We start from the raw sequence: 26425 nt of genomic DNA, 5'->3' as shown, positions 1-26425 counted from the left end.
AATCCAGTCAGGAGATACCTATGAACCAGCACCTGCTGGCGGTGCTCGGCTCGGCGCTCGCCGCTGCCGCGCTCATCGCCGCACCGTCTGCGCAGGCCGAAACCTTGCGTTTCGGTACCGATCCGACGTATCCGCCGTACGAGTACAAATTGCCGAGCGGCCAGCTCGCGGGGCTCGACATCGAAATCGGCAATGCCCTGTGTGCCGCCTCCCATGTGAAATGCGAATGGGTGGAGGGGAGTTTTGACGGGTTGATCGCCGGGCTGCAATCGCGCAAGTTCGATGCAATCAATGCTTCGCTCGCGGCCACGGCCGCGCGACGTGCGGTGATGGATTTCTCGACACCGCTCTATCCAGCGGACATCCGCCTCGTCGCCGCGAAGAGCGCCCATCTTCAGCCGAATGCGGCATCGCTCGCCGGCAAGCGTATCGGGGTGCTGCAAGGGTCGACGCAAGCGGCCTTCGCGAGGCTGAACTGGGCCGCGCACGAGGTGATGATTGTCGAGTATCAGGACCAGAACAGCGTCTACGCAGACCTCATGAACGGACGGCTCGACGGTACGCTGGTGGTCGGCGCCGCTGCCCAACTGGGATTTCTCGCGAAACCCGAGGGCAGGAACTTCGAACTGGCCGGCGCGCAGATCGTCGATCCGGCGCTGCTCTCTGCAAGCAGCGTGATCGGTGTGCGCAAAGCCGACCCGCGCACGCTACAGATGCTCGACGCAGCGATCGCGCAACTCAAACAAAACGGCACGATAGACCGGTTGACCCACAAGTACCTGGACGCAGGGATGACCACGAAGTAACCGCTGCACCCGCTAGGTGCGCCGCTGCCAGCGCGCGGCGCGCACGCGAGCAACGACACCGGCATCACGCTATTCGACGTTCAACAGCATCCAACGAAAGCGGCCGTTCCTCGAGATGACCTCGCCGGGCTATTGGCAGTCGTGGCCAACGAGCGCGCGTGCCGCCGATCACCGACCTCAGAGCGCAATCTGGACGCTCTGTCGAATCACACCGTCCGGCGAAAAGCGAACGCCATAGCGCGTCGGACGGCGGAGATGCTATTGGCGCGCGACCGGCGTGAACCCGTAACGTGTGAGGACGTCCTGTGCCTCCGGGCTCATCAGGTACAAGGCAAGCCGGTAAGCGGCGTTTCGCGTGGTAGCGGTCTGCGGCAACTCCAGGACTGTCATTCCATAGTCTGCGGAGATGCTGAGGTCGGCCGGGAGTTCGACCTGCACAAGGCTCGAATCGGGCTTTGTTTCGTGGGAGCTGCAATAGCCGATGAAGACATCGACGCGCCGCGTCGCCATAAAGTATTTCACGGGATTCTGACCAGCTGGAACCTGAGGCGCTGCTGGGCCACCAACCAGTTGCTGCGCTTTCGTCTCCAGAATCTGCTTCGCTCCGGGGTGGACTGAGTCAGCCTTCGCGAACAACGCCCATGCATAGTCACCGCCCGGGTCTGCCTTTGGTGTTGAGGTGCCGATCTTGACATTCGGATCGAGCAGTTTGTCGAGCAGATTGTCCGTTGTGAGGCCGACGTCCGGGCGGGCCTGAACGCAAACCCGATTTCTCGCAAAGACAACAGTAGGGGCAGCCTTTCCTTCTGTCGTGAGGCGTTGCGGATGCGCCATATTTGCGGAAACGAAAATATCCGCCTTGGCGGAATTCTCGATCTTGTTCAGCAGAAGACCTGCTGGCCCTGTAACGAGATCAATTTTCTGGCCGGACTCCATGGTGTATTGCTGCGTGATAGAGGCGAGTGCGCCGCCCATGCTTCCGGCAGCATAGATCGTGACAACTGGAGCAGCGGGTGCTTGCTGCGCCGACGCGATGCTCACGGTGCTACCGAGAACGAGGGAAAGAAGGGTGCGAAGTACCATATTCCGGTCCTTGTTCAGAGATTGATTTGTAGCGAAGCGCGGACGGTACGAGGAGCGCCAAGCGTGCCTGTACCATTGTCGGAGCCGCTGTAGCCACTTTGTCCACTTGGCGTGATGTTGGCCCAGTACTGGCGGTTGGTGATATTGTCGACGGCAATGCGCAGCGTCACTGATTTGCCGGCAATTTTCGTTCTGTAGCGCGCACCGAGATCAAAGACGGTATAGCCGTCGACATAGTCTGTGTTCGTATAGTTGCCCGGCCGACGGCTTGCGTAGTTCATGTTGATGTTGAACCCGAGACCGGCGACGGCCGGCACGGAGTAATCAAGTAGCGCATTGAATACGACGCGCGACAGGCCGAGGATCTGTTTATCACTGGTAGACGCCGAGCCAGTGTCGAACAGGCGGGGATCGAGTAGCGAGATCCCCGTGAAGATGTTGAGATCTCGCGTAACCGCGCCTGTCGCAGTCAGTTCAAGTCCGCGATTAACTTGTTGACCTTGTTCAGCAAAAACGTTGTTCGCGCCTACATACGCGTACGGCCGCTCGATGCGGTAAAGGGCGGCGCCGAGCGTAACCCGGCTCACATCGACTTTGTAGCCCAGTTCCCATTCTTTGCTTCGGTACGGAGCGAGGCTATCTCCTGCATTTGCTGATCCAGCCGGGGCATTGTCCCCCTGTTGAAGACTGTCAGCGTACGTCAGATACGCCGTCATATTGTCTTGCGGTTTAAACATCAGACTGGCCGTCGGGCTGATGCCGTTCGCGTTGTACTTGCTGGTTGTCGCGCCCTGCTTGTTGTAATTCTCTGTGTGTATCCAGCTCTGGCTCGCGGCCAGTAGCGTCGACCAATACTTGTTGAAGCCAATCGTGTCCCCGACGCTAATCGATTGCTGAACCGTATTGACGGACCGGTACCGATTTGAGAAATCGGGCAGCGGAGGTTTCGCAAAAGACAATGGGTCGTCGATGCTTGCAGTGCCGAGCGTAATCGCCCCTGTCTGATACGGTGTGTATCGATTCCAGAAGAAACCCGTGTTTGACACGAAGACGTCGTGTGAAAGGCCTGCAAGCTCGGTATGGCCATTCAGCGCGACGGTGTTGCTGACGATCGTGTCGAGGCTGTACGTGGTCGTCGCGGTGGTCGTCGTATAGGCGCCGGTCTTGCTGGTGATCGTGTTGGTCGGCACTGTCGACGCACGGTCGTTCGTCTCTCTCGACACGCCAGCGCTTAAGTGCCAGTCCTTGTTGAAGTCGTGCTTCAAGGTGGCACTGAACATGTTGGTGACGTTGTCATCACCCGCCCACGATTGGCCATAACCCGGACGTGCAGGGTCGGGCGCACTGGGAAAAGGCACGTTACGCGCCAATGCAAACGTTCCTGGGAATCCAGTCGACAGATAGTGGTACGTGCTGAAATTGGTCTCAAGCTTCGTGTCCGGGGTGAAACGAACGTCGAACGCGAGGCTTGCCAGTTGCCTGCGCAGGCGACTGCCCTCCACATATCCCTCACCGTTCTGGTTGAGCAGATTCAGCCGATAGCCGAAGCGGTCGTCGTTGCCGAAGTGTCCTCCGAGGTCCAGATGTTCAGTCAAGGACTGGCGTGACGCGTAGCCGAGCGTGAACTCGCGTAACGGCTCGGCGGTGGGCCGTTTGAGCACGTAGTTGAACGTGCCGGCAGGACTGGCGGGCCCATACAGGGCACCGGCCAGGCCATTTAGAACCTCAATCTGCTCGAATTGCTCGATTGGATAGTCTGTTGTCGCAGCGATACTGAGGCCATCAATCCGCGTGTTCTGGACAACTCCGGCTTGCAGCCCCCGAGTCTGAGGGCGGATATTTTCGCCCTGAACCGTCGGGATGAAGCGAAACGCTTCCCGCACGCTCTGGAGTTGCTGATTCTCCGCAAGCGATGATGGGACGACGCTGATCGAGTACGGCGTATCAAGAAGTTCTTTCTCGCCAAGCGGTCCAACTTTCGTTCGGTCGATCTGATACGACGGGTATTGGGTGGGAGATATTCCAGTGATGACTACGGGTGTAAGTTGGATTCCGTCGTCCTGGGCATGGACTGAGAATGTCGCGCCCATTCCTGCTGAAACGAGTGTGAGCGCCTGAAAGGCGTTGATTGTGCGAGTCATGGACCTTGATGTATCTATTTTTGTGTCGTTGTATCTGGCTATATATAACGCGGCGCATAAGCTTTCGACAAGTAGCGGCCTGTAATAGATGGAATTCGGCCAGAGCCCGGCTCAGGAAGCCTTGCGACTGAAATCTGGCTCTTCGTTGAGTGAACACGGCCGCCGGGTTGTTTGCGATAGACCGATGCCCGAGACGTCTATCAGCGTTGTGGCTGGTCATGTCGCGCAAAGAATCATTCGAAAAAACCAGGGTTTGCATGGATGCAGCCAAAGTCTCAAATTTGTATGATGACCCGACAACATGATTCGTTGGGGCATCCATGTTCGACAAGATTCCTGCCCGCGCGCTGAGCGATACCGTCGCGCAGCAGTTGCTCAAGCAGATCGACAAAGGCACCTTCGCGCGCGGCGGCAAGCTGCCGACCGAGGCCGTGCTGGCGCAGCAGTTCGGCGTGAGCCGCACGGTGATCCGTGAGGCAATTTCGCGGCTGAAGAACGAAGGCGTGGTCCAGCCGCGTCAGGGCAGCGGCGTGTTCATCGCCGCGCACGGGGCGATCCGGCCGCTGCGCATCGATTACGCGGAAGCGGTTGAAGCGGGCTCGGTGCTGCAAATTCTCGCGCTGCGGCGGGCGATCGAGGCGGAAGTCGCCTCGGAAGCCGCCATGCGCCGCAGCGACGCGGACATGATGTCGATCGACGCGGCGCTCGCCAGGATCGACGAAGTAGTGGCCGAAGGCGAGAACGGCGTCGCCGAAGACGTTGCTTTTCATCGCGCAATCGCCGCAGCCACCGGCAATCCCTATTTCCTGAAGACGCTCACCTTCCTGAATCAGTACCTCGAAGCCGGCACCCTGGTGACGCGGAGTAACGAAGCGCTGCGCGATGACTTCTCGCGTCAGGTGCGTGAAGAGCATGCGGCCATCGTCGCGGCGATCCGGGCGGGTGATCCGATGGCGGCGCGCAATGCGGCGAGCACGCATATGTACAACGCGGCACGGCGGCTCGCGGAAGCGGGCATTTGCTGAGCTGAACTGAGCCGGCCCGGATTGGGTTCTACCGGGCGCTCGCGGCTTACCAACGGAGAGGTCAGGCATGTCCAGAAATGTCGGTGTCATCGGTCTCGGCGCGATGGGCATGGGCGTCGCGCGCTCGCTGCTGCGCGCGGGCTTTCAGGTTCATGCGTGCGACCTGCGCAGTGAGGTCTTGCAAGCATTCGTCGATGCTGGCGGCCTGGGCTGTGCATCACCTGCCGAGCTTGGTGCGCAATGTGACGTGGTCGTCACGCTGGTCGTCAATGCCGCCCAAACCGAAGCCGTGCTGTTCGGCGCGCAAGGTGCGGTCGCCGCGATGATGCCGGGCGGTGTGGTGATTGCGAGCGCCACTGTGGCGCCGGACTTCGCGATCGAACTCGGCAAGCGCATCGAAACGGCCGGCTTGCAAATGCTCGACGCGCCGGTGTCCGGTGGCGCGGCGCGCGCCGCGTCCGGCGAAATGACGATGATGACGTCCGGCCCGGACGCCGCCTACGCCGCATGCGAAGACGTGCTGGCCGCGATGGCGGGCAAGGTTTATCGGCTGGGCCTGGCGCACGGTGCGGGTTCGAAGGTGAAGATCATCAATCAGTTGCTGGCCGGCGTGCATATCGCCGTGGCCGCCGAGGCGATGGCGCTCGGTTTGCGCGAAGGCGTCGATCCTGACGCGCTGTACGAGGTCATCACGCATAGCGCGGGCAATTCATGGATGTTCGAGAATCGCGTGCCGCATATTCTGAGCGGCGATTACACGCCGCTCTCGGCGGTCGATATCTTCGTGAAGGATCTCGGCCTGGTGCTCGATACCGCGCGCCGTTCGAAATTTCCGTTGCCCTTGTCCGCGGCTGCGCATCAGATGTTCATGATGGCGTCGACCGCGGGGCATGGTGGCGAAGACGATTCCGCGGTGATCAGGATTTTCCCCGGCATCGACTTGCCGGCGGCGAAGTAAGCACGGAGCCTGCCATGACTACTCTGTCCAGACGTGCGCTGCTCGGCTGCATCGCCGACGATTTTACCGGCGCCACCGATCTCGCCAATATGCTGGTGCGCGGCGGCATGCGTACAGTGCAGACCATCGGCGTGCCCGCGTCGAACGATGTCGTTGAAGCCGATGCTTTGGTTGTTGCGCTGAAATCGCGCACGATTCCCGCCGCCGACGCGGTCGCGCAATCGCTTGCCGCGCTCGACTGGTTGCGCGCGCAAGGATGCCGCCAGTTCTTTTTCAAATACTGTTCGACGTTCGATTCGACCGACGCCGGTAACATCGGCCCGGTCACGGACGCCTTGCTCGATGCATTGTCCGCCGACGCTGGAGCAAGGGCTTTCACGATCGCCTGCCCGGCGTTTCCTGAGAACGGCCGCACGATCTATCGCGGCTATCTCTTCGTGGGCGATACCTTGCTGAACGAATCGGGCATGGAAAACCATCCGCTGACGCCGATGCGCGACGCGAACCTCGTGCGCGTACTCCAGCGGCAGACCAGATCGAAAGTCGGCCTCGTGCGTTACGACGCAGTGGCAAAAGGTGTGTCGGCCGTACGCGAATCCTTCGATGCATTGCGCGGCGACGGCGTGCGCATGGCGATTGCCGACGCGGTGTCGGACGCGGATCTTTATGTACTCGGCGAAGCATGTGCCGACCTCACGCTGATCACGGGCGGCTCCGGTGTTGCGCTGGGTCTGCCCGGCAATTTCCGTCGCGCCGGTTTGCTTGCGGATGGCGGCGATGCCACGCAGTTGCCGCGTGCCGCAGGATTGTCGGCGGTGCTGGCCGGCAGCGCGTCGAAAGCGACCAATGCGCAAGTGGCAGCCTGGCGCGAAGCACGGCCCGCGTTCCGCATCGACCCGCTAGCCGCAGCGCGCGGCGATCCGGTGGTCGAGCACGCGCTGGCCTTTGCACAGCAGTACCTGGATAAAGGCGAGCCCGTGCTGATCTATGCCACTGCCACGCCCGACGAAGTCAAAGCGGTGCAACACGAGCTCGGCGTCAACGAAGCGGGGCACCTGGTCGAATCCACGCTGGCGTCGATTGCACGCGGTTTGCGCGAGCGAGGCGTGCGCAAGTTCGTGGTGGCGGGCGGTGAAACCTCGGGCGCCGTGGTGCGGGCACTGGACGTGCGCACGTTGCGGATCGGCGCGCAGATCGATCCCGGCGTGCCCGCTACCGCAACGACGGACGCTGAGCCGCTTGCACTTGCATTGAAGTCCGGCAACTTCGGTGCGATCGACTTTTTCGAAAAAGCGCTGCGTCACCTGAATGGAGCCGCGCAATGACCGGCACGCCTGCACTTCACACGACGAACGAAGCACGAGTCCGCGAGGAAATTTGCGTGACCGGTGCAAGTCTCTATCAACGCGGCTACACGGTGGGCAGCGCGGGCAACATCAGCGCGCGGCTCGACGACGGCTGGCTGATCACACCGACCGATGCCTGCCTCGGCCGCCTCGATCCGGCCGATATCGCCAAGGTCGATTTCGACGGCAATGCGGTGTCCGGTGGCAAACCGTCGAAAACGCTCGCGCTGCATCGGGGCATCTATGCGCGCAACGGCGAGGCGCGCGGCATCGTCCACACGCATTCGACGCATCTGGTCGCATTGACGCTTGCCGGCGTATGGCACGACAACGATGTTCTGCCGCCGATCACGCCGTACTACGTGATGAAAGTGGGTCACGTCCCCCTGATTCGTTACAAGCGTCCCGGCGACCCGCAAGTGGCCGAGCAGATCGCCGCACTCGCGGACACCGTTCGCGCGGTTTTACTCGAGCGCCTCGGCCCGGTGGTGTGGGAGCGTTCAGTGGCGCATGCATCGTATGCGCTTGAAGAACTCGAAGAGACCGCACGCCTGTGGCTGATGACGAACCCGAGGCCCGCGCCGCTCGGCGATGCGGCGCTCGAAGAACTTCGGACGATGTTTGGCGCGCGCTGGTAGATACCAGCAAAACAAGGCCAGGTGGCGCTTCCACGCTGACAGACAGGTACTGACATGCAGGTGATCGACGCGATGGCGGCTTGGCCCAAGGTGCCGGGACCCATCAATTGAGAGATCGAAATCTTGCCCGCGGAGCATGCATTCATTGCAGCTTGCGCGTGCTGAACCAAACCCTTTTCAAGGAGTTGTTGCCATGCCTCGCTTCGCCGCCAACCTGACCATGATGTACAACGAGCACGTGTTCCTCGACCGTTTCGCCGCTGCGGCAAAAGACGGCTTCAAAGCGGTGGAGTTTCTGTTCCCCTACGATTTCCGCGCAGGTGAAATCAAGGCCCGGCTCGAAGCGAACGGCCTGACTCAGGCGCTCTTCAATGCGCCACCCGGCGACTGGGCCGCGGGCGAACGCGGCATCGCTTCACTACCGGGCCGTGAAGACGAATTTCGCCGCAGCATTGAAACCGCGCTCGACTACACGCGCGTGCTCGGTAATCGCAAACTGCATGTGATGGCCGGCTTGATCGGCGCGGATCAGCCGCGGGCCAGGCATCGCGAGGTGTATCTGAAGAATCTCGCCTATGCCGCAAAGGCCGCGCAAGCAGAGGGTATTACCGTCGTGATCGAGCCGATCAATACGCGCGATATACCCGGTTTCTTTCTGAACCGCCAGGACGATGCACAGGCGATTTGCACGGAAGTGGGCGCGCCAAATCTCAAAGTGCAGTTCGACTGTTATCACTGCCAGATCGTCGAAGGCGACCTTGCGGTGAAGCTCAAACGCGATATGGCAGGCATCGGCCACATTCAGATCGCCGGCGTGCCGGAACGCCATGAGCCCGATATCGGCGAACTGAATTATCCGTATCTGTTCGATCTGATCGACACGCTGGGCTATGACGGCTACATCGGTTGCGAATACCGGCCGCGAGCCGGCACATCGGCGGGGCTCGATTGGCTCAAGCCGTATCTGAACGCCGCTCGCTAATACGGACAAAGCAGGGACAAAGCACATCATGAAAGTATTGATTACCGGCGGTGCGGGTTTTCTCGGCCAGCGTCTCGCGCGCGAATTGTTGACGCGCGGGTCAGTGAAGGACGAGCAGGGCAAGCTGCAAGCGATTACCGAACTGGTCCTGCTCGACGTAGTGCCCGGTAGCGATTTCGGCGATAGCCGCGTGCGGTCGGAAGTGGGCGACATCGCCGAGCGCAGCGTGCTCGACGGCGTAATCGACGACCGGACCGCGGCGATCTTTCATCTTGCCGCGATCGTGAGCGGGCAGGCGGAGGCGGATTTCGATCTCGGCATGCGCATCAATCTGGATGCCTCGCGCTTGCTGCTGGAAACGTGCCGGCAGCGTGGGCACAAGCCGCGTGTGCTGTTCACGAGTTCAGTGGCCGTCTACGGTGGTGATCTGCCTGAGGTTGTGCAGAACGACACCGCGTTGAATCCGCAATCGTCGTACGGGGCGCAAAAGGCGATCGCGGAGTTGTTGCTCAACGATTACACGCGGCGGGGTTTCGTCGACGGCAGGGTATTGCGGCTGCCCACTATTAGCGTGCGGCCGGGCAAACCGAATGCGGCGGCGTCGTCGTTTGCGAGCGGCATCGTTCGCGAACCGTTGAACGGTGAAACGGCGGTGTGCCCAGTAGCGGGCACGACGCGTTTGTGGCTGTTGTCGCCACGCAAGGCGATCGAAAATCTGATTTCCGGACTCGAACTCGATGCCGCTGCGCTCGGCAACCAGCGCGTGCTGAATCTGCCGGGGATTTCGGTAAGCGTCGACGAGATGGTGGCGGCGCTGCGCGAGGTGGCGGGCGAAGAGACAGAGAAGCGGATCGTGTGGAAGCCGGATGCGCGGATAGAGAAGATTGTCGGCAGCTGGCCGGGGCAGTGGGATCCCTCGCGTGCCGAACGGCTCGGCTTGACCGGCGATCGCAACTTCGCCGATGTGATTCGCGGCTATATCGCGGACGAGCGGATTCAGATCCGCTGAGAGCGCGCGTGTCGGGATCGGTTTTCAGGGAGCATTCTGGGCAGCAGAACGGTCCAAAGCCTCGTGCCGACAGGCCTAAAAACCCGTTTGCCGGCACGAGCGCGTCAATTTTCAGATCCTTTGCGTAGCCATTGCAATCTGGCCGGCGGCCCGCGCGTTTTCCCTGATCCGGCATTCGCTTCGCTTGACATGGTTTCGCGCACGCGCCTATTATCGGGACTAGTTGTTCGATATATGACCGTGAGTTCGTATATAGAACAAATGGCCGTATTCCCGGGCCTATCGTTCACCATCCTGCGCTAAGCTGAATTGACGTGACGGCTGCCATGCGGCCGTTTCCCATTGCGCTCACCGGGTCGATGCTGCGGAGCATCCGGCTCGCGCCACGCGCAGGCGTCCGGCGCCGCTCGCGGATACCGGAAGCGGCGCAGCGCACGCTGCACACCAACTGGAGACATCCTATGACCGAAGCATTCCTGTGCGACGCGATTCGCACCCCCATCGGCCGCTATGCGGGTTCGCTGTCGTCGGTTCGCGCCGACGATCTGGGCGCGGTGCCGCTCAAAGCGCTGATGGAGCGCAACAAGAACGTCGACTGGAACGCGATCGACGACGTGATCTACGGCTGCGCCAATCAGGCCGGTGAAGACAACCGCAACGTTGCGCGCATGTCGTTGTTGCTGGCCGGTTTGCCGCAAGGCGTGCCGGGCTCCACCGTGAACCGCCTGTGCGGCTCGGGTATGGACGCCGTCGGCATCGCCGCGCGCGCGATCAAGTCGGGCGAGGCCGCATTGATGGTGGCCGGCGGTGTCGAAAGCATGAGTCGCGCGCCGTTCGTGATGGGCAAGGCAAGCAGCGCGTTTTCGCGCCAGGCCGACATCTTCGACACGACGATCGGCTGGCGTTTCGTGAATCCGTTGATGAAACAGATGTACGGCGTCGATTCGATGCCGGAGACTGGCGAAAACGTCGCGACCGACTACAAGATCAGCCGCGCTGATCAGGACGCGTTTGCGCTGCGCAGTCAGCAGAAAGCCGCACGCGCGCAACGCGACGGCACGCTCGCGCAGGAAATCGTCGGCGTGACGATCGCGCAGAAGAAAGGCGATCCGATCACCGTGTCGCAAGACGAACACCCGCGCGAAACCAGTCTTGAAACGCTCGCCAAACTGAAGGGCGTGGTGCGTCCGGACGGCACCGTCACGGCAGGCAACGCATCGGGCGTGAACGACGGCGCAGCGGCTTTGCTGCTTGCCAACGAAGAAACCGCGAAGCGCTTCGGTCTCACGCCGCGTGCGCGCGTGCTGGGAATCGCAACGGCAGGTGTTGAGCCGCGCGTGATGGGCATCGGCCCGGCGCCCGCCACGCAGAAATTGCTGGCTCGCCTGAACATGACCATCGACCGGTTCGACGTGATCGAACTGAACGAAGCATTCGCCTCGCAAGGCATTGCTGTGCTGCGCACGCTCGGCGTCGCGGATGACGACGCGCGCGTGAATCCGAACGGCGGGGCAATTGCGCTCGGCCACCCGCTCGGCATGAGCGGCGCGCGTCTGGTCACGACCGCGATGTACCAACTGCACCGCACCCGAGGCCGTTTTGCACTGTGCACGATGTGTATCGGCGTCGGTCAAGGCATCGCGATCGCGATTGAACGGGTGTAATGGTTTGCGGTTTGTGCAGGAAAGCGCGGCAGCGTCGTTGGTGTTGAGGCTGCGCGTGTAGTGCTCCCGTGGCCGCATGATAAACAGCCCCCTCGCTCAGACGACGGGGCTGTTTTATTTTGCACAGTGCATGAGTTCACTGGCTATTGAATGTGTGTTTAATCGGTGTTAGTGGCGGTTTTTGACTTCATTGCGGCGATTACCGTCGATCAACAGAATAATAAAAACTGGGTTGTCATGCAGTATGTGTTTAATGCTTTTCGCATATTAAGTATTGCCTCCGTATATCAATGGACAAGAATATTAAAGCGGTGCTGTCAACTGGAAAGATGTCGCTGTGGCGCCGTGCCACGGCACTTTCGCATCATGTGTGCGTTGATTTAAAAATCACCATATAAACAATCGTAGCTTCCTGTAAGGCATGTACAATCATTGCGCCGTACCCCCGCTTTAATAAGCGACATCCTGAAGATGTATGCATTCGCGGTGTTAATCGGCATCCTGTGGTTTCAGATCGCCGTAACGCCAGATCGGACAATTTCTCGAGGAGAGCGTAGATGAAAGCAGCGACGATTGGAGCAGCGTTGGTGGTAGCGGGCTTCGCCGCGGCGCAACCGGTGTGGGCGCAAGACCCAATGGCCAGTGCCGCGCAGGGCATCGTCAGCGCAGTGCAACCGGTGCATGTGAAGGCGGAGATCGTCGGTATCGATCCAGGCAGCCGCACGCTCACGCTCAAAGGGCCGGGCGGCAATGCGGTGGTCGTGCTGGTGAGCCAGCAAGTCGCCGGCTTCGATCAACTGAAGATCGGCGATCGGGTGGACGTGCTGTACAAGAATGCGTTGCTGGTGAAGGCCGACAAGGTCACCGGTGCGGACAAGGGTATTCGTGCCCGCGTCGATACGCAGGTATATGCCCCGGCCTCGGGTGGTTATGCATCCGCGCGTCAGGTCGAAGTGCTCGCCACCGTGCAGAAGATCGATCACAAGAAGCGCCTCGTTACACTGCGCGGCGCGTATCAGACGCAAACGCTTGAAGTCGGACCGGACGTCGATCTGAAGGGTGTCAAGGTCGGCGATACGATTCATGCGGTTTTCGTTTCAGCTGCGGCCGTGCAGGTGACACCACAATAGGCGGCGCAGTAAGTGCCATGCCAGTAAACGGCACACGCTCAAACAGTACGGCGTAGCCGCGCGACACGGCATGCCTGGCTCCCCGGAGCCGGCATGGCTGACCGGCAAACACCCCTCACTGCAGGGGTGTTTGCTTTTCTGCGGTACGAAAGCTCGATCATCGAGTCGCGACGAGGCACGCTACCGGACCGCCGGCGCCTCCAGGCCCAACCATGCGAGCCGTCCTGGCCAACGCCTGATGAGGCCAGGCCTGACGGACAACGCATAACTCAACGACACGCGCGCAGCGCGTTCGCTATCCGTGCTGAGCCACACGCGTTCGCGGCGTCGCAGCCGGAACTCGTTGCCCGGTTCGAGCCAATGATCGTACGGCGAGTTGATGCGCGTGAGCCATAGGCGCGCGCCTTGCACACGGAGCGTGCTGTCGGCATCGACACGCCATGTCAGCGTTGCGCCTGGCACTACGGAAAAATGCACGACTACCTTCGGTAGATGCTCATCCTGTTGATAGGCGGACAGACTTGGGTCGTCATCCATGCACTGCGGGCTTGCCTGATCCATCTTGCTCTCCGTCATCGAGCCGGTGGACGGAGGCGCCCACAAAACAAAAGGCCCCTTCCGTTACCGGCGGGGCCTTTGGGTCTTGTTTTGCAGATTCAGACTGCTAACGCGCACGTGCTCCCAAATGCCTGCCGATCGTGGCATGCATTGTTGGGTTTTTAATCGCGAAGGCGATGGAGATGTGCGTCAACATGCGAATGAGTGTGCCGTTTTGACGCATGTCTTGTCAATAAAAAAATCGCAATGGATTCAAGCAACAACGCGAGGCGTGCAGTGTCAACGCGTCCTGCTTGCTTCGACGCTGCGGCGAATCTGGGCGGCGAGTGCGCTTCGCAATGCGTAGCGCTTGCGGCGGGCTGCGTTGCCGGTATTGTCATCCTGGCGTTCGGCCAGATAGCGCGCCGGCGGTGCGAGGACGAACCAGCCATTCCAGCGCGCGAGCGCTCCACACTCGATTGACAGTTGATCGTAGTCGGCGGCCACGCGGCGCTTTCTCAGGCAATAGCGCCAGTTCGCATAGATGTGCGCCTGCTTCGAGACGATGAAGGTGCCCCCCGCGTCGAGCGCCGCGGCGACACATTGCGCAAGGTAAATCACCAGCACTTTCGGCCGGAGTCCATACCACCGCTTGGTGAGCGCGCGAAACAGCTCGCGGCCGTTGACCGTATGGTCCGGACCCTGCACGGAGCCGACGCAAAGACGTGGCCGCCGCACTTTGCCGCCGAGATAGGCGAGACTGAAAGTGCAGGAGACGATGCGCTGGTCCCGCGCATCGCGGATGCACAAGGTCCAGTCACCTTCCTTCTGAAACTGTTCGATCGACTCGAGCGACACATGCCAGCGTTCGGCGCCGACGTCGAAAAATGCGATTGGCGCCGAGCCGGTTGCGGCGATGCGCGCGGCGAGCTGCGGCACGCGCTGCTGTGTCAGCGCATGATGATCGAGGCTTGCCGTGAGGCGTTCTCGCGGGCTGAAGCGGGTATGAAGGAACGGCCGATGCATGCGCTCGAGCGCGGTGGGATGACGTTGCACCAGATCGTGCAAAGGCGAAATGGCGCAGCGTTCGAGCCATACTTGCGTTGAGCGCCACGACATCAGCGAGCGCAGCCACAGGCGCATGCGGCGCCAGCGATGAAATACGCCGGTGCCGGGATAGAGTGCGTGAGCGGCTTGCTGAATGACCGCAAAGGATGCAATGGCTCTTGCGAACCACGCTGAGCGGGCGCGAGCCCCTTCGTTGGAAACAGTCGTCACGGCGGATCCTTGGGCTATTTCGACCGAGGGGATGCTAGCGGCGCGGATCGCGTGTCCGTGTCGAATTGCTTGTGCATTTGTCGAGTTTTGTCGGGTGTGTCGCATGATGTGCGGCGCATCCGCTATGCTGTGCGTCGAGCCGACTCGTCCGGCCGTTGCCCGCCGGTCTGCGCCGTACGGTTGCGCCGTTGCCCGCCGCTATTGAAACAGTCTCAGCCTTGAACGATTCGTCCCATGCCATTCCGGATCCTGCTTGTCGAAGACGATGACCGCCTGTCCGCCCTGGTCGCCGGTTATCTGCGCAAACACGAATACGAAGTCGAGACCGTGCTGCACGGCAACGAAGCCGTGCCGGCCATTCTCAAGCGCCGCCCGGATCTCGTGATTCTCGACGTGAACCTGCCTGGCAAGGACGGTTTCCAGATTTGCCGCGAAGCGCGCGAGCAATTCAACGGCGTGATCATCATGGTGACCGCTCGCGACGAGCAGTTCGACGAAGTGCTGGGCCTCGAATTCGGCGCGGACGACTACGTGCATAAGCCTGTCGAGCCACGCGTGCTGCTGGCGCGCATCAAGGCGCAGTTGCGCCGCGTGACCGCGCGCGCGCCGGAGGCCAGCCAACCCGAGAGCTACACGTTCGGCAAGTTCGAGATCAGCCGGGCAAACCGCACCGTCAAACTGCCGGACGGCAGCTTGCCCGATCTGACATCGGCCGAATTCGATTTACTGTGGGCCTTGGTGAGTTGCGCGGGCGAGGTGGTGAGCCGCGACGAGTTGATGCGGCAACTGCGCGGTATCGAGTTCGACGGCCTCGACCGCTCGATCGACGGCGGCGTATCCAAGCTGCGCCGCAAGCTGCATGACGACGCGGGCACTCCGCAGCGCATCAAGACGGTGCGCGGCAAGGGCTATCAGTTCAGCAAGCTGGCATGGGATTAGATGCGGTCGCGGTGGCCGCGGTGGTCGCAACGGCTGCAGCGGCGCTGTGGTTCGGGTTCAGGTGAGATGAAGTGGCATTGCATCGCGACTGCGACTGCGGTTGCGGTCAGATGAAAGTGGCGTTGCATTGCGGCTGCGGTTGCGGTCAGATGAAGCGGCGTCGCATTGCGGCTGCGACTGCGGTTGAGGTTGCGGCTGAGGTTGCGGTTCTGCTCAGATGGAATGGCGTTGCGCCGCAGCTGCGGTTCGGGTGGGTTGGCGTTGGGTTTCGATTGCGTAATACGTCGAAATATCGGCCGACAAAACTCCACAAACACCGCCTCAAATTGACAGTCATTTGAGGCGGTGATGATTAGCATCGCAGGCTTGTGCAACGACAGGCTTAGTGATGTCCGCTCGCGTTTCCCCCATTTCCCGCCATGCTGTGTTGATGATTCACGGCTTGGGTGGCACGCGCCATGATTTCGGCGCGCTCGACCGCAAGTTCGAGCAGATCGGTTGCGACGTGCATTTGCCGTCGCTGCCGGGCCACGGTTCGAACCCGGACGCGTTGAGCCGCGTGACGCTGAGCGACTACATGCAACTGCTGAGCCGCACGTATCGCGACCTGATGACACGTTATGAGCGAGTCGACGTTGCGGGCATTTCGATGGGTGCGTTACTTGCATTGATGTTGAGTGCGCGCGAGCGCATGACGACGGGGCGCCTGATTCTGCTGTCGCCGCCATTATTCCTTGACGGCTGGGGCGGTTCACGTCTGCGACCGTTGCGTTACCTGATGTACTGCGTGCCGGGGCTACGCCGATTGATTCGCGTGCCTGAGGGCGAGCCGTTTGGCATCAAGAACACGCGCATTCGCAACCTGATCCGCCGCCATTTGCAGAAGGGGAGCGGCATCCACTATCCGTACGTGCCGTTGGCGGCGATCGAGCAGGTCGACTGGATGCGCTTCGCGGTGAAGCGAGCTTTGGGACGCGTAACATGCGAGACCTTGGTCATGCATTCGGAAGAGGACGAAGTAACGAGCATCGGATCCGCGGAATTCGTGTGCGAGCACCTCGGAAGCCGTTCTGTGACCTTCGTGCGCTTGACCGACAGCTACCACATGATCACACTAGACAACGAACGTGACACGGTAGCGGAGCGAACACTGGCATTCGTGCAGAGGGCGTAAGGGGCAACCGGAATCGAACCGAGGACGTAAGGCGCAACCGAAAAGGCAGAAAAAACGCAGGCAAAAAACGCAAACAAAAACGCAGACGAGAGCAAAGTGAACTGCTAGCCGCGCGTCGGAGGACCCAGCCACCATACCGGCGGTTTTAAGAAGTACGCTTCGGCGCGCGTAGCGCTGCCGGAAGAATGACTGCCTTGTCACCGAGGTGAAATGTGCGAGAACACAGATTCCAGATGCACCACTACCGCAACTGTGCGGGGGACCCGCTTAAGCATTAGCGGTGTGAAGCCGCTTTCTTTGCTTATCTTTCTTTGCGGCGGCAAAGAAAGTAAGTGCCGCCCCGCACAGGGGCAACACTAATAGACCACAATCGCAACAAAAAAAGCGAAGAAACCAAAATGCCACCCCCAGCGGAGCAAAAAAAACTAACCCCCTACCGCTATGGAAAATGGCGCTGGCGCCGCTTCAGCCGCTCCTGGACAGACACCCGAGCAGACAGAATCCCTAGCTGGTCGAGGCTATACGTCCGCGTCTACACACGCCTGCTAACACTGACATTGCTAGTACTGGCGGCATCGATAACAACCTTAAACCTGACACTAAAAACATCGCCATCGCTCTGGCAAGCATTAACAACAGCAAAAGCATCCATACCAATCGCGTTGATAACACTACTGCTACCGGCGATAACAGCCTACCGCTGGATGCGCCCAGTCTGGCTAGACCTCGTCATGGTCCGCGAACGCGCAATCGACTTCACGGGCGGCCGCTTCAACACCCGCGCCCGCGAATCGCACAGCGTCATCATCGGCCCACTGGCCCGCACGTTAAACGCCCTGGCCGAGCGTATGGAACGCCTGATCGCCGCACAGCGCGAACTCACCAATGGCATCTCCCACGAACTCCGCACGCCCCTGGCCCGCGTGCGTTTTGCGTTGGAGAACCTCCGCGAACCCGCGTCCGCGGCCGAATACAACAGCGCATTGGCAAGCATCGCTCAGGACGTTACGGAACTCGATGAGCTCATCGATATGAGCCTGACCTACGCGCGCCTCGAATACAGTTCCCTGCAATCGAACCTCGAAGCCACCTTGCTCACGGCATGGTTCGACAGCCAGATTACCGACGCCACGTTGTTGTACGCGAACAAGCAACTCGTCGCGCAAGTAGACGTGGACACGCCGCTACGCGTAGTGATGGACAAACGCCTGATGTCCTACGCATTGCGCAACTTGTTGCGCAATGCCAGCAAATACGCCCATTCGCGGATCATGGTCGGCCTGAGCGTCAAGCACGGCAATGTGGAAATCTACGTGGAAGACGACGGCGCCGGCGTGCCAGCCGATCAACGCGAGCGCATTTTCAATGCCTTCGTGCGGCTCGATCGTCAGACCGGCGGCTACGGCTTAGGTCTCGCGATTACGCAACAGGTGCTGCGCGCCCATCACGGCCGTATCGCCGTCACCGATCCGTTGACGCTCGGCGGCGCACGTTTCGAAATGAGCTGGCCGGTAGGCACGGTGGCGTGAAACACACCGTGCCTACGCAGCTTCAATAGGTGTGTCCCAACTGGAAGTAAAAGTTATGGCGACCGCCCGGTGCAAACGCTACACCCAGATATATCGGTCCGAATGAACTGGTCAGGGCGGTGAACGCCGTCACGCTGCGCTTCAGCGGTCCGCTTCCGAACTGCGAATCGCGGTTCCAGACGTTACCGGCTTCAATGCTCAACCCCGCATACAGGCCACGAATTGGCGACGCGTTAAAGGTGGCGAGCTGATTCATATACGTGACCTGGCCGTACGCCATCGAATTGCCGGACAGTTGATCGGCGGCGTAGGCCGACAGATGCTGAAAACCGCCCAGCGTGAAGCCGAACGGGTTCGTCAGGTTGGTGCCGCCGAAATCGTTACCCGCTTCGATACTCGCGTTGATGCTATGCCGTCCGTAGCTTGCCGCGGCAATGCTTTTCCCGTACACCTCGGTGAAACTATCGCTGCCCGCGAACAGCGAACGCTCTACGCGTAGTTCGCCGAAATAACCCTTGCGCGCAAACAGCGGATCGTCGAGTTGATCGATCACGAGACGTGCGCGCGCGCTGAGCTGCCGCCCGTAAATATCGGGGAACAGCAGCGGCGAGTTAGGTCCGTCCTCGAGTGGCAAGTTGTATTGTGGCGAGGCGAAGCCGTGCGCGTATGCCACGCCGATACGGAAGTCGCCGAGACGCGCGAGTGGCAGGCCCAAATCGACCCCGACGCGCTCGGTCTGCAAGCGGTATTGCGTGACCTTGACGTCGCCGGAGTCGTCGTAGAGGTTGGCGTAGCGGCGCTGAAACTCGAGATAGGGCGCCACGTAATAGCCGAAAGAACTCGACAGCGGCTGCCGCAACTCTGCATGCAGGTTGATCAGATCGCTGCCGACAGTGCCGTCCACTCGCCCTTCGAGCCCTGACGAAGTGAGCCACGGCCGGCGATAACCGAGATGCAGCCGGAAGCCGCCTTCGTCCGTCGAACTGCTCGAGAGACCGAGCCCGAACAGCAGGAAATTCGGTCCCCACTGTTTCTGCTGCGCGACGATCACGAGCTTGTGCTCATCGCCATCGTCGACGAGTTGCTGGCTCACGCTGTCGAAATCGCCTGCCGTGGAGAGCGCCAGCAAATCCTTGTTGAGTGCGGCGGGATCGTACACGTCGCCGGGTTTGACGTGCAATGCGGCGCGAATGCGTGCCTCGGGCACCACGCCTTGCGAGGCGATCTCGATCTGTGTGATCCGCACCGGATGCGTTGCGGGCACCGCATGCCGGGCGCGCCACGCGGCGTAGTCAGCGGGCGAGAGCGCCAGATGCTGAAGCTGCGGCAGTACCGCACGCGTGGCGGCGGCGCCAGCCGCGATCGCCTGGCTCGCGTTGGCGAAGTCGGTGAAGCTCAGCGAGCCGAGCGCCGGTTCGATCAGTACGTCACCGGTTTGCAGCTGTTCACGTTGGCGCGCAACGTTCTGGTGAATCAGGATGCCGATCATCTGCTGCATCACGTCGGCGGGTGAAGCCAGTGCATCCAGCGGCCGCAGCGGCGAGCCGATATCGACGGCGATCACGACGTTCGCACCCATGTCGCGCGCCGTTTCGATGGGCAGATTGCTGACGATGCCGCCGTCCACCAGCGTGCGCCCGTCAATGTCGGCCGGCGCGAACAGGCCGGGCAACGCCATGCTGGCCCGAATCGCCTGCGGCAGCGAACCGTGATCGAGTACCACCTTCTGGCCGGTGCGCAGATCGGTGGCGATCGCGCGATAGGGGATCGGCAGCCGGTCGAACGAAACGCTGCCCGGCACGGCGGACGTCCAGTCCTGCAGCAGCGCTTGCAGGCGATTGCCCTGGACGAGCCCCACCGGCAGACGGAAGCCATTGGCGCCGTAGCCGAGCGAAAGGCTATTCACATATAGCCGCTCGTCTTCGCGGCGCGATTGCGGCAGATCGGCGCGCTCGGTGACGTCGAACGCGATGTCCGCGAGATTGATTCCCGTGAGGCGTTTTTGCATGTCCTGCGCGGTCATACCGCTCGCGTACAGGCCGCCGACGACCGCGCCCATGCTGGTGGCGGCGATACAGTCGACCGGAATGCGGTTTTCCTCGAGCACCTTCAATACGCCGAGGTGCGCATAGCCGCGCGCGCCCCCGCCTGAGAGTACGAGACCGACGGAGGGCCGGCCGGCCGGGCCGGCTTCGGCGCCGCACGCAGATTCGGCTGCGAGAGCGGGGCGTGCGAAGGCAGCGATCCCGCACGCCAGTAGCACCACGGTGCAGCGCAAACGAAGAACGATGGGCCTGCGCCACGTGTGGGCCGCCGTTTGTTGTAGTTGTTCGCTCGCCGACGCTCGACTCATCTGTTTTGACGCAGGAAGAAAACCGAGAGATTACATCGTTTTGCCCCAGTAAAAACAGGTGATTTCGCATAAACGCGGGTTTACGGAAAAGCGTAGTCGTAACGCCTTGAGCCTCGCATCAATGCGAGGCGCCCAGGTGAAGTATGGTGGAACCGGGCGTAGGGGGACGATCTCGCGGCACTAGCGCGCCATCAACGCACGCACGGCCCTTGCAGCCATCGGATGCCCCATATCCGGCGCAACGAAATGAGCCACTTTACGTTCGGCGAGGTTGACCGTCACATAGTCGTTCGGCGCTTTCGTGTTGAGACCGTCGGACGCCGAGTGATACTCGATACGTAACTGCGTCGCGGTGACGACCAGGCGCAGATAACCGTAATTGGTGTCGTCGTAGTTTTCCAGTACGACCTGATCTGTGGTGGCCGACGCCGCCTGCATGACTTGTGGCGCGCGGATGGCGGGCGCGCCCTGTGCGGCGAGCTTGACCAGACCATGTCCGCCGTTGCCGCATACGATGTATGGAATCTGCGTGCCGTCCGCATTTCTCGTGCGCGTGAAGCGTTGATAATTGTGGGCGTGGCCGGAAAGAAACGCATGTGGCCACACGCCATTGGCTTCGCACACCTTGTCGATCTGCGCCAGCATATCGACGCTCGATCCGTGTCCGCCCGCGCAGTATGGCGGATGATGATCCGCGATCAGCAGTGCGCCGGCGAACTTTTCGGCTTTGACGCGCTTGAGCGCGGCGTCGAGAAAGTCGAGTTGCGTGCGTCCGATGTTCGGGTCTGAAATCACACCGGGATCTTCGAGCGTGTTGCTGTAAATCACCAGCACGCGCACGAACGGCGCATCGAGCGTGAAGAACACGCCGGGCTGGATTTGCGCGGTGCGCGACAATCCGCCTGCTTCGGGCGAAACGGCGAACGTATCCGCACAAAAATTTCTCAGGAACGCGGTGAGACTCGCGGCGTGCGCTTCCGGCGAAATCATGCCGTCATGGTTGCCGGCGCAGGCGAGGATCGGCGCGGGGTAGTCCCGATACGGTTCGTAAAACTGATCGTAATAGTACTGGCCCTCGCCGAAGCTATAGACGACGTCGCCGAGTAACAACGCGAACTGCGGTACTTCACTGGCATTGGTTTCGTTGAAGTCCGCGGTCAATTTGTCGGCCACTTCGTTTTGGGTCGCCGGGCCTTTCGTACTGCCGCAATCTCCCAGCGCGTGAAATACCAGTTGTCCGTTGGCTGTGATTCTGTCGATGGCAGTTGCATTGCCACCCATGACCTCGGCCAGGGTGAGTTGGGGCTCCACACCGCCGCTTGGCGCGGGAAACGGCAACGGAAACAGTTTGTGCTCCGCATTGAGCTTGTCGATTTCCTTGTAGGCCGCATCATCCGATGGATGGGGCACCCGAAACACCGTCGGGTCCGCGGTCGGCTGAGGCTGGGCGAACACGGGCTTGTCCAGCATCCGCGGACGGAGCGCCGAGGTGCTGGCCGTTGCGGCAGGCTGGTTTGAGCCGCGGGTGGGCGCAGCGGCCTTTTTGCCGGATGCCGCTGCCTTGCTGGCCGGTTTTCGTTTGCCTTCTGCTTTCGCCGTGCTTTCTTTCGCCTTGGCTTTGGATTTCGACTCGCGTTTTGCCGACATGAGCGCCTCTTGAAGAAGAGTAAGCGGGTGATACGCAAGCGGTTTTCGCCGTTGCATTCATCGAACCCTACGACATGTGTATTTCGGAAAAGTGTCGCAGTGATGTCGAACATGGTTTGTCGTCGCGCCTGACTCTGTGTGCGGCACGTGCGCGTCACGTGCTGAACCCGACCTGAAACAATTTATGTCGGGCTATGTCGCGGCACGTTGGAATTGCCTGCAAACCCTTGTCCAGCGGGCCTCTTTTGTGGTGAAACAGGGCGACATATCTTCGCTGCTGATTAAAACCGCGCGTCCTTCTATAGTCCGCTCGTCGCCACGCCGCAGTGCGCAGAAGTGGCCCGAAATCAGGAAGGACATACCGTGAAAGATTATTCGTTCGTCGTCCCAGCCATCGCAGCTTCCTCTGCTTCCGTAGCGACCGCCGCATCCATGCGCGGCGCGCTGCGCAAGCTCATGCTCGCCGCAACTGTCGCCGTGCTCGCGCTCGGCAGCGCTTCGGCTTTTGCCTGGTCGCAACACGGCACCGCGTACACCTCGCGCGGCACTTACAACGGTGCGCGGTACGGCTCGTGTGGCGGCGGCAGTTGTTCGCATGCTGGCGGCGTGGCGGGCCCCTACGGCGGCGTGGCGACCAACACCGGCTCGGTGTCCCGCAACGCGCCGGGCCAATTCTCGAATTCAGGCACGGCGACGGGGCGCTACGGCAACCAGGTCCAGCATGCGGGCGACACCAGTTGCGCGGGCGGCACCTGTTCGCATACCGGCACGCTCACCGGACCGGACGGCAAAACAGCCACCACCTCCGGCGATGTGACTAAAACCGCGCCGGGCCAGTATTCGTCGTCCGGGTCGATCACCGGATCAAACGGCAACACGGTCAACCATTCGGCATCCACAAACTGCGCAGGCGCTTCGTGTTCGCGTTCCGGCACGGTGACTGGGTCCGATGGCGGCACCGTCGATCACTCCGGTACGGCGACGCGTGTTGCGCCGGGCGTCGTTACGACGTCGACAAGCACGACGGGTGCACACGGCAACACGGTGACGACAAGTGGGACCGTCACGACCACGGGTGTCGTCACGACAGGCGGCACGACGGTGGTGATTGCGCCGAAGCCTGTTGTCGTCGTGCCGCCGCCGGTTGTGTATGTGCCGCCGCCTCCGGTTGTCTACGTTCCGCCGCCCCCGCCGCCTGCTGTGTATGTCGCCCCGCGCGTTGTCTATGTGGCGCCTGCGCCGCGCCCTGTAGTGTGGGTGCCGGGCCACTGGGTGGGGAATGTCTGGGTGCCGGCGCACTGGTCATGACCGAAAACCTGCGCGTGAGAACCGAAGATGAAGCCGGACGAATCGGCCGGCCGTTGATAAGCAGGCAGGGAAGTGCGCAGGCTGTCCGGTCACGTTTCAACGCGGTACGTACACGGACATTGTGCAAGGTAGGTGTGTTGGCAACGATGATCGTTGCTGCGGGTGTGGCGATTGCAGTGGGTGAGCGCGTCACCAACACTGAAACGCGTGCTGTGCACCGGGCAATTGAACCCGGGCAGGACTGCTCGGCGAAATACGCAGCGTTGCTCGATCTCGCCGAACTAGCGAGACGTGATGGCAAATCGTCCGAGGTCGTGATGCGCGGGTTGAGCGACAGCGGCGGCGCAATGAGTGAATGTTTGCCGATTGGCAGGAACGCCGGGGCGAAGTAGGCACGCGAATGGCCCGAGCGGCCATTCGCGTGTGTCAAAAGCGGTCTTCCAGAGAAGGAATCCCCAGAGCCGTCATGGCCGGCCGCTAGCGGCCCTGCTGTTGCAGATACTGCCTGACGTCGCTCAGGGTCACACTTCCTTTATGGCTTGTATCGATCTGATCGAAGTGCTTGGCGACATAGCCGAGCCCCTGGGTCTGGGCCTGCGCTTTTGTGACCGCGGCGCCATTGCTAAGGGCCGTATTGGCCCCCAGCCGCGCCTCGAGCCGCTGCTGAGCTTCCTGTTGCAGTGCCGTGCCGGTCGATGGCGCGACGGGGGCAGCACGGTTTTGAGGGAAGAACGGACCGTCGACGCCCCTGGACCCGGTTGGCGGCGTCGCCGGCGCCACCGCTTGCGGCGGTAACGCATTCGCGTTGCCAATCAGACAGCCAAGGACGATCAACGGGGAAACACGCCGCAATCTATCGAAAAGAGACATGATGACTCGCATTGATTGAGTGAATAGAGTATCGCGAACGAGGCACGTCGGTTCAGATCAGTCAGGGCGCCGTGGCTTGCGCCGTAGCGGTCGGCTGACTGGCGGCGCTTTCGTCGTGCCACGGCGGCGGCAGCGTCCAGAGCGCGAGCGCATCCGGAAGCGGCGTGCCCCGGTAGAAGCGCACCAGATCCCGTTTCATCAACGGACGGGCGACGTCATCCAGATAAATCATATGTCCGCCCTGGAAGAAGTTGACCTGCAAGTCCGGATTCAGACCGGGTACTGTCTGCAGCCGCGCCAATTGCTTCTCGGTATTGAAGAACGGTGTGGCCAGATCATGAAAGCCGTTTTCCGAGAGCACCTTGAGTTTCGGGTTGAGCGTCAGCGCACCCAGCAGATCAGGGATCGTATCGGGCAGCGGCTTTCCGTCATGCGAGAAATCCCAGACCTGGATGATGTTGTCGTTCAGCGGCAAATAGGTCGCGTTCGGCGCCGTGTATCCGAGGTAGTCGGGCATCTGCGTTGCCAGCGCCGTGGTGAACGGCTGGGAGATCAGGATGTCGGACGGGTCCCCGTCGTTTTGCAGCCGCGGATCCGAATTCGGCAATGACACGCGTCCGTCGTACCGGCCGATTGTTGTGCCAGGCAAGAGGCTCGTCGAGAACGGGTTGGCGCCGAAGTAGCCCTGCAGCGCCTGCACGGTCAAACTGGATGGCAAGGTCCACGACTGAAGCGTTTTGGCATTGGGAAACACTGGCGTGCCCAGCGCGTCCGGTATGCCGAGCTGACTGAGCACCCACGATTGCGAATACCGCTTGAACCGGTCGTATTCGGCCGTGGCGAACAGGCTTGCCTGGTATGCGTACAGGTCCTGATTGAGTGGCGCCGGCGACACCTGGTTGTAGTAAGCCGCGACTTCCGCGTAGCCGGGGAAATATCCGGCCAGCGTATCCGTGTCCAATGCCAGTGCGCTCGTCGAGTTCGTGATGGCGACGGCCTCGATTGCATCCGCGAAATAGTTCAGGATTGAAGACTGGAGAACGATGCCGGTCAGATGCACGCCGGCCGATTCGAGCGCCAATGAGAGCATATCGGTGCGAGGCGTGCCGTACGACTCGCCGTACAGATAAATTGGCGAACTGCTGCGATTGTTGACCGCCAGATAGCGCTCAATGAAATCGCGCATGATGTTGACGTCCGCGTCGGTCGTCCAGAACTTCTGGTTCGTGTTCGGCAGAATCGCCTCGGAAAGACCTGTTCCCGGTGGGTCGATGAAGACCATGTCGGTGGTGTCGATCAGGCTGTCCTTATTGTCGACGAGCGGATAGTTCGGCCAGTTCCCGAACGCGGGGTCGGGCGTGGCGACCCGCGTTGGCGCGAACGACCCAAGCCGCAGCCAGATGGAGGCGGAGCCCGGGCCACCGTTGTAGACGAACGTGACCGGTCGCGGCGAGCCGTTCGTATCCGGCGCGGTGTATGCGACATAGGACATCGTGGCTTCAGGGTTGCCGCTCGAATCGGCGGCCGTCAAATGGCCTGTCGTCGTGGTGTAGTTGATCGGCGTTTTGCCTAACGTCCACTTGTAGTGCATGACAGCCGTCTTCTCCGAGGCCTGAGCCGGAGCGAGGCCATCTGTGGCATTGCCGGAATAGGCCACCGGGTCGACATAGGTTTGATTGGCCGTTGGTGCTTGCGACTGCGCGGCGGCCTGTTGCGCGGTGAGCTGCTGATTCGCTGTAGCCTGCTGCATGCTCACAGCCGTGCCTGAGGATGAACTGCCGTCCTCTCCGCCGCAACCTCCGAGAAGCATGATCGTGACCGCTAAGGTTCCCAGGACCGGCAGCCTGCATAGGCGATGATGGCTATGGCCGGTAAGACGCTCGTCTCGTTTCATCTCTATCCTTGGTGGTGGGTTCAGATACCGTTTCACAAAGGCCGCTCTCGCCGATGAAGATATATCGGAGTTCGAACTATTGATGGTGCATTGTCGGCATGCAGCGGTTGAGAC

Annotated in this window: 24 protein-coding genes; 15 read left to right on the top strand and 9 right to left on the bottom strand. The window is 61.2% G+C overall.

Features of this window, described 5'->3' with window-relative positions:
• Window positions 1–20: 20 nt before the first annotated feature.
• A complete protein-coding gene (locus PQR40_RS10430; RefSeq protein ID WP_408508942.1) occupies window positions 21–806 on the top strand; it encodes a transporter substrate-binding domain-containing protein in 786 nt (261 codons plus the stop codon).
• A 258-nt stretch (window positions 807–1064) separates the two neighbouring features.
• Here the strand turns inward: PQR40_RS10430 and modA are convergent, their stop codons facing one another.
• Window positions 1065–1889 carry a molybdate ABC transporter substrate-binding protein gene (gene modA, locus PQR40_RS10425; RefSeq protein WP_408508941.1) on the bottom strand — a complete coding sequence of 275 codons (825 nt, stop codon included), beginning with the start codon at window positions 1887–1889 and terminating at the stop codon, window positions 1065–1067.
• A 14-nt stretch (window positions 1890–1903) separates the two neighbouring features.
• Window positions 1904–4030 carry a TonB-dependent receptor gene (locus tag PQR40_RS10420; protein ID WP_408508940.1) on the bottom strand — a complete coding sequence of 709 codons (2127 nt, stop codon included), beginning with the start codon at window positions 4028–4030 and terminating at the stop codon, window positions 1904–1906.
• A 320-nt stretch (window positions 4031–4350) separates the two neighbouring features.
• Between PQR40_RS10420 and PQR40_RS10415 the strand changes: the two genes are divergently transcribed.
• From PQR40_RS10415 to PQR40_RS10380, 8 genes are all read left to right on the top strand, one after another.
• Window positions 4351–5055, top strand: a complete 705-nt coding sequence (locus PQR40_RS10415) for a FadR/GntR family transcriptional regulator (RefSeq protein ID WP_408237938.1) — start codon at window positions 4351–4353, stop codon at window positions 5053–5055.
• Between the two features lie 67 nt (window positions 5056–5122).
• The gene (gene ltnD, locus PQR40_RS10410) at window positions 5123–6013 is read left to right on the top strand and encodes an L-threonate dehydrogenase (RefSeq protein WP_408237935.1); all 891 of its coding nucleotides are present in this window, start codon (window positions 5123–5125) and stop codon (window positions 6011–6013) included.
• Between the two features lie 14 nt (window positions 6014–6027).
• On the top strand, window positions 6028–7338 hold the full coding sequence (gene otnK, locus PQR40_RS10405; RefSeq protein ID WP_408508939.1) for a 3-oxo-tetronate kinase: 1311 nt from the start codon (window positions 6028–6030) through the stop codon (window positions 7336–7338).
• Window positions 7335–7997 carry a 3-oxo-tetronate 4-phosphate decarboxylase gene (gene otnC / locus PQR40_RS10400; protein WP_408483984.1) on the top strand — a complete coding sequence of 221 codons (663 nt, stop codon included), beginning with the start codon at window positions 7335–7337 and terminating at the stop codon, window positions 7995–7997. Before otnK ends, otnC begins: the two co-directional genes overlap by 4 nt.
• Window positions 7998–8190: 193 nt before the next feature.
• Window positions 8191–8979, top strand: a complete 789-nt coding sequence (otnI, locus tag PQR40_RS10395) for a 2-oxo-tetronate isomerase (protein WP_408508938.1) — start codon at window positions 8191–8193, stop codon at window positions 8977–8979.
• Window positions 8980–9007: 28 nt separating this feature from the next.
• A complete protein-coding gene (gene denD / locus PQR40_RS10390; protein ID WP_408508937.1) occupies window positions 9008–9988 on the top strand; it encodes a D-erythronate dehydrogenase in 981 nt (326 codons plus the stop codon).
• Window positions 9989–10449: 461 nt separating this feature from the next.
• Window positions 10450–11652: a 3-oxoadipyl-CoA thiolase gene (pcaF, locus tag PQR40_RS10385; RefSeq protein ID WP_408237920.1), complete on the top strand. Its 1203-nt coding sequence runs from the start codon at window positions 10450–10452 to the stop codon at window positions 11650–11652.
• A gap of 557 nt (window positions 11653–12209) precedes the next feature.
• Window positions 12210–12782, top strand: a complete 573-nt coding sequence (locus PQR40_RS10380; protein ID WP_408335062.1) for a hypothetical protein — start codon at window positions 12210–12212, stop codon at window positions 12780–12782.
• Window positions 12783–12962: 180 nt separating this feature from the next.
• Here the strand turns inward: PQR40_RS10380 and PQR40_RS10375 are convergent, their stop codons facing one another.
• Both PQR40_RS10375 and PQR40_RS10370 read right to left on the bottom strand, forming a co-directional pair.
• Complete coding sequence (locus tag PQR40_RS10375; protein ID WP_408237914.1) at window positions 12963–13343, bottom strand: DUF2917 domain-containing protein; 381 nt, start codon at window positions 13341–13343, stop codon at window positions 12963–12965.
• Between the two features lie 276 nt (window positions 13344–13619).
• On the bottom strand, window positions 13620–14597 hold the full coding sequence (locus PQR40_RS10370; protein ID WP_408237911.1) for a DUF535 family protein: 978 nt from the start codon (window positions 14595–14597) through the stop codon (window positions 13620–13622).
• 234 nt (window positions 14598–14831) lie between these two features.
• On the opposite strand from PQR40_RS10370, the gene PQR40_RS10365 reads away from it, so the two are divergent.
• On the top strand, window positions 14832–15536 hold the full coding sequence (locus tag PQR40_RS10365) for a response regulator (RefSeq protein ID WP_408237908.1): 705 nt from the start codon (window positions 14832–14834) through the stop codon (window positions 15534–15536).
• On the opposite strand, the gene PQR40_RS10360 is transcribed toward PQR40_RS10365, so the two are convergent.
• Complete coding sequence (locus PQR40_RS10360) at window positions 15533–15895, bottom strand: hypothetical protein (RefSeq protein ID WP_408508936.1); 363 nt, start codon at window positions 15893–15895, stop codon at window positions 15533–15535. The genes PQR40_RS10365 and PQR40_RS10360 overlap by 4 nt on opposite strands.
• Before the next feature lie 29 nt (window positions 15896–15924).
• Between PQR40_RS10360 and PQR40_RS10355 the strand changes: the two genes are divergently transcribed.
• Window positions 15925–16710 carry an alpha/beta hydrolase gene (locus PQR40_RS10355; protein ID WP_408508935.1) on the top strand — a complete coding sequence of 262 codons (786 nt, stop codon included), beginning with the start codon at window positions 15925–15927 and terminating at the stop codon, window positions 16708–16710.
• A gap of 398 nt (window positions 16711–17108) precedes the next feature.
• The gene (locus tag PQR40_RS10350) at window positions 17109–18239 is read left to right on the top strand and encodes an ATP-binding protein (protein ID WP_408237899.1); all 1131 of its coding nucleotides are present in this window, start codon (window positions 17109–17111) and stop codon (window positions 18237–18239) included.
• A 22-nt stretch (window positions 18240–18261) separates the two neighbouring features.
• Here the strand turns inward: PQR40_RS10350 and PQR40_RS10345 are convergent, their stop codons facing one another.
• Window positions 18262–20592, bottom strand: coding sequence for a patatin-like phospholipase family protein (locus PQR40_RS10345; RefSeq protein WP_408508934.1), 2331 nt, complete (start codon window positions 20590–20592; stop codon window positions 18262–18264).
• 180 nt (window positions 20593–20772) lie between these two features.
• Window positions 20773–22047, bottom strand: coding sequence for a metallophosphoesterase family protein (locus PQR40_RS10340; RefSeq protein WP_408508933.1), 1275 nt, complete (start codon window positions 22045–22047; stop codon window positions 20773–20775).
• A 4-nt stretch (window positions 22048–22051) separates the two neighbouring features.
• On the opposite strand from PQR40_RS10340, the gene PQR40_RS10335 reads away from it, so the two are divergent.
• From PQR40_RS10335 to PQR40_RS10325, 3 genes are all read left to right on the top strand, one after another.
• Window positions 22052–22252, top strand: coding sequence for a hypothetical protein (locus PQR40_RS10335; RefSeq protein ID WP_408508932.1), 201 nt, complete (start codon window positions 22052–22054; stop codon window positions 22250–22252).
• Between the two features lie 350 nt (window positions 22253–22602).
• Window positions 22603–23547 (top strand): hypothetical protein, encoded by a 945-nt coding sequence (locus tag PQR40_RS10330; protein WP_408508931.1) that lies wholly within the window; start codon window positions 22603–22605, stop codon window positions 23545–23547.
• Window positions 23544–23939, top strand: a complete 396-nt coding sequence (locus PQR40_RS10325) for a hypothetical protein (RefSeq protein WP_408508930.1) — start codon at window positions 23544–23546, stop codon at window positions 23937–23939. The genes PQR40_RS10330 and PQR40_RS10325 overlap by 4 nt, the downstream gene beginning before the upstream one ends.
• Before the next feature lie 85 nt (window positions 23940–24024).
• Here PQR40_RS10325 and PQR40_RS10320 read toward each other — a convergent pair whose 3' ends face one another.
• Window positions 24025–24417 carry a 2-oxoglutarate dehydrogenase gene (locus PQR40_RS10320; RefSeq protein WP_408237881.1) on the bottom strand — a complete coding sequence of 131 codons (393 nt, stop codon included), beginning with the start codon at window positions 24415–24417 and terminating at the stop codon, window positions 24025–24027.
• Between the two features lie 61 nt (window positions 24418–24478).
• Entirely contained in the window at window positions 24479–26311 is a 1833-nt protein-coding gene (locus PQR40_RS10315; protein WP_408237878.1) for a S10 family serine carboxypeptidase-like protein, read from the bottom strand.
• Window positions 26312–26425: the final 114 nt, after the last annotated feature.

Origin of the sequence: Paraburkholderia sediminicola (genome assembly GCF_046026855.1) — a bacterium.
Taxonomy (GTDB): domain Bacteria; phylum Pseudomonadota; class Gammaproteobacteria; order Burkholderiales; family Burkholderiaceae; genus Paraburkholderia; species Paraburkholderia sediminicola_A.
This window is presented reverse-complemented; position numbering and strand designations above follow the sequence as displayed.

Bases quoted from the DNA above. Each gene is read 5' to 3' on its own strand.
- pcaF (WP_408237920.1), top strand. From the start codon at position 10,450: ATGACCGAAGCATTCCTGTGCGACGCGATTCGCACCCCCATCGGCCGC.
- PQR40_RS10355 (WP_408508935.1), top strand. From the start codon at position 15,925: ATGTCCGCTCGCGTTTCCCCCATTTCCCGCCATGCTGTGTTGATGATT.
- otnC (WP_408483984.1), top strand. From the start codon at position 7,335: ATGACCGGCACGCCTGCACTTCACACGACGAACGAAGCACGAGTCCGC.
- otnI (WP_408508938.1), top strand. From the start codon at position 8,191: ATGCCTCGCTTCGCCGCCAACCTGACCATGATGTACAACGAGCACGTG.
- PQR40_RS10350 (WP_408237899.1), top strand. From the start codon at position 17,109: ATGCCACCCCCAGCGGAGCAAAAAAAACTAACCCCCTACCGCTATGGA.
- PQR40_RS10365 (WP_408237908.1), top strand. From the start codon at position 14,832: ATGCCATTCCGGATCCTGCTTGTCGAAGACGATGACCGCCTGTCCGCC.
- modA (WP_408508941.1), bottom strand. From the start codon at position 1,889: ATGGTACTTCGCACCCTTCTTTCCCTCGTTCTCGGTAGCACCGTGAGC.
- PQR40_RS10430 (WP_408508942.1), top strand. From the start codon at position 21: ATGAACCAGCACCTGCTGGCGGTGCTCGGCTCGGCGCTCGCCGCTGCC.
- PQR40_RS10320 (WP_408237881.1), bottom strand. From the start codon at position 24,417: ATGTCTCTTTTCGATAGATTGCGGCGTGTTTCCCCGTTGATCGTCCTT.
- PQR40_RS10375 (WP_408237914.1), bottom strand. From the start codon at position 13,343: ATGGATCAGGCAAGCCCGCAGTGCATGGATGACGACCCAAGTCTGTCC.
- PQR40_RS10345 (WP_408508934.1), bottom strand. From the start codon at position 20,592: ATGAGTCGAGCGTCGGCGAGCGAACAACTACAACAAACGGCGGCCCAC.
- PQR40_RS10380 (WP_408335062.1), top strand. From the start codon at position 12,210: ATGAAAGCAGCGACGATTGGAGCAGCGTTGGTGGTAGCGGGCTTCGCC.
- ltnD (WP_408237935.1), top strand. From the start codon at position 5,123: ATGTCCAGAAATGTCGGTGTCATCGGTCTCGGCGCGATGGGCATGGGC.
- PQR40_RS10360 (WP_408508936.1), bottom strand. From the start codon at position 15,895: ATGCTAATCATCACCGCCTCAAATGACTGTCAATTTGAGGCGGTGTTT.
- otnK (WP_408508939.1), top strand. From the start codon at position 6,028: ATGACTACTCTGTCCAGACGTGCGCTGCTCGGCTGCATCGCCGACGAT.
- PQR40_RS10325 (WP_408508930.1), top strand. From the start codon at position 23,544: ATGACCGAAAACCTGCGCGTGAGAACCGAAGATGAAGCCGGACGAATC.
- denD (WP_408508937.1), top strand. From the start codon at position 9,008: ATGAAAGTATTGATTACCGGCGGTGCGGGTTTTCTCGGCCAGCGTCTC.
- PQR40_RS10420 (WP_408508940.1), bottom strand. From the start codon at position 4,030: ATGACTCGCACAATCAACGCCTTTCAGGCGCTCACACTCGTTTCAGCA.
- PQR40_RS10415 (WP_408237938.1), top strand. From the start codon at position 4,351: ATGTTCGACAAGATTCCTGCCCGCGCGCTGAGCGATACCGTCGCGCAG.
- PQR40_RS10315 (WP_408237878.1), bottom strand. From the start codon at position 26,311: ATGAAACGAGACGAGCGTCTTACCGGCCATAGCCATCATCGCCTATGC.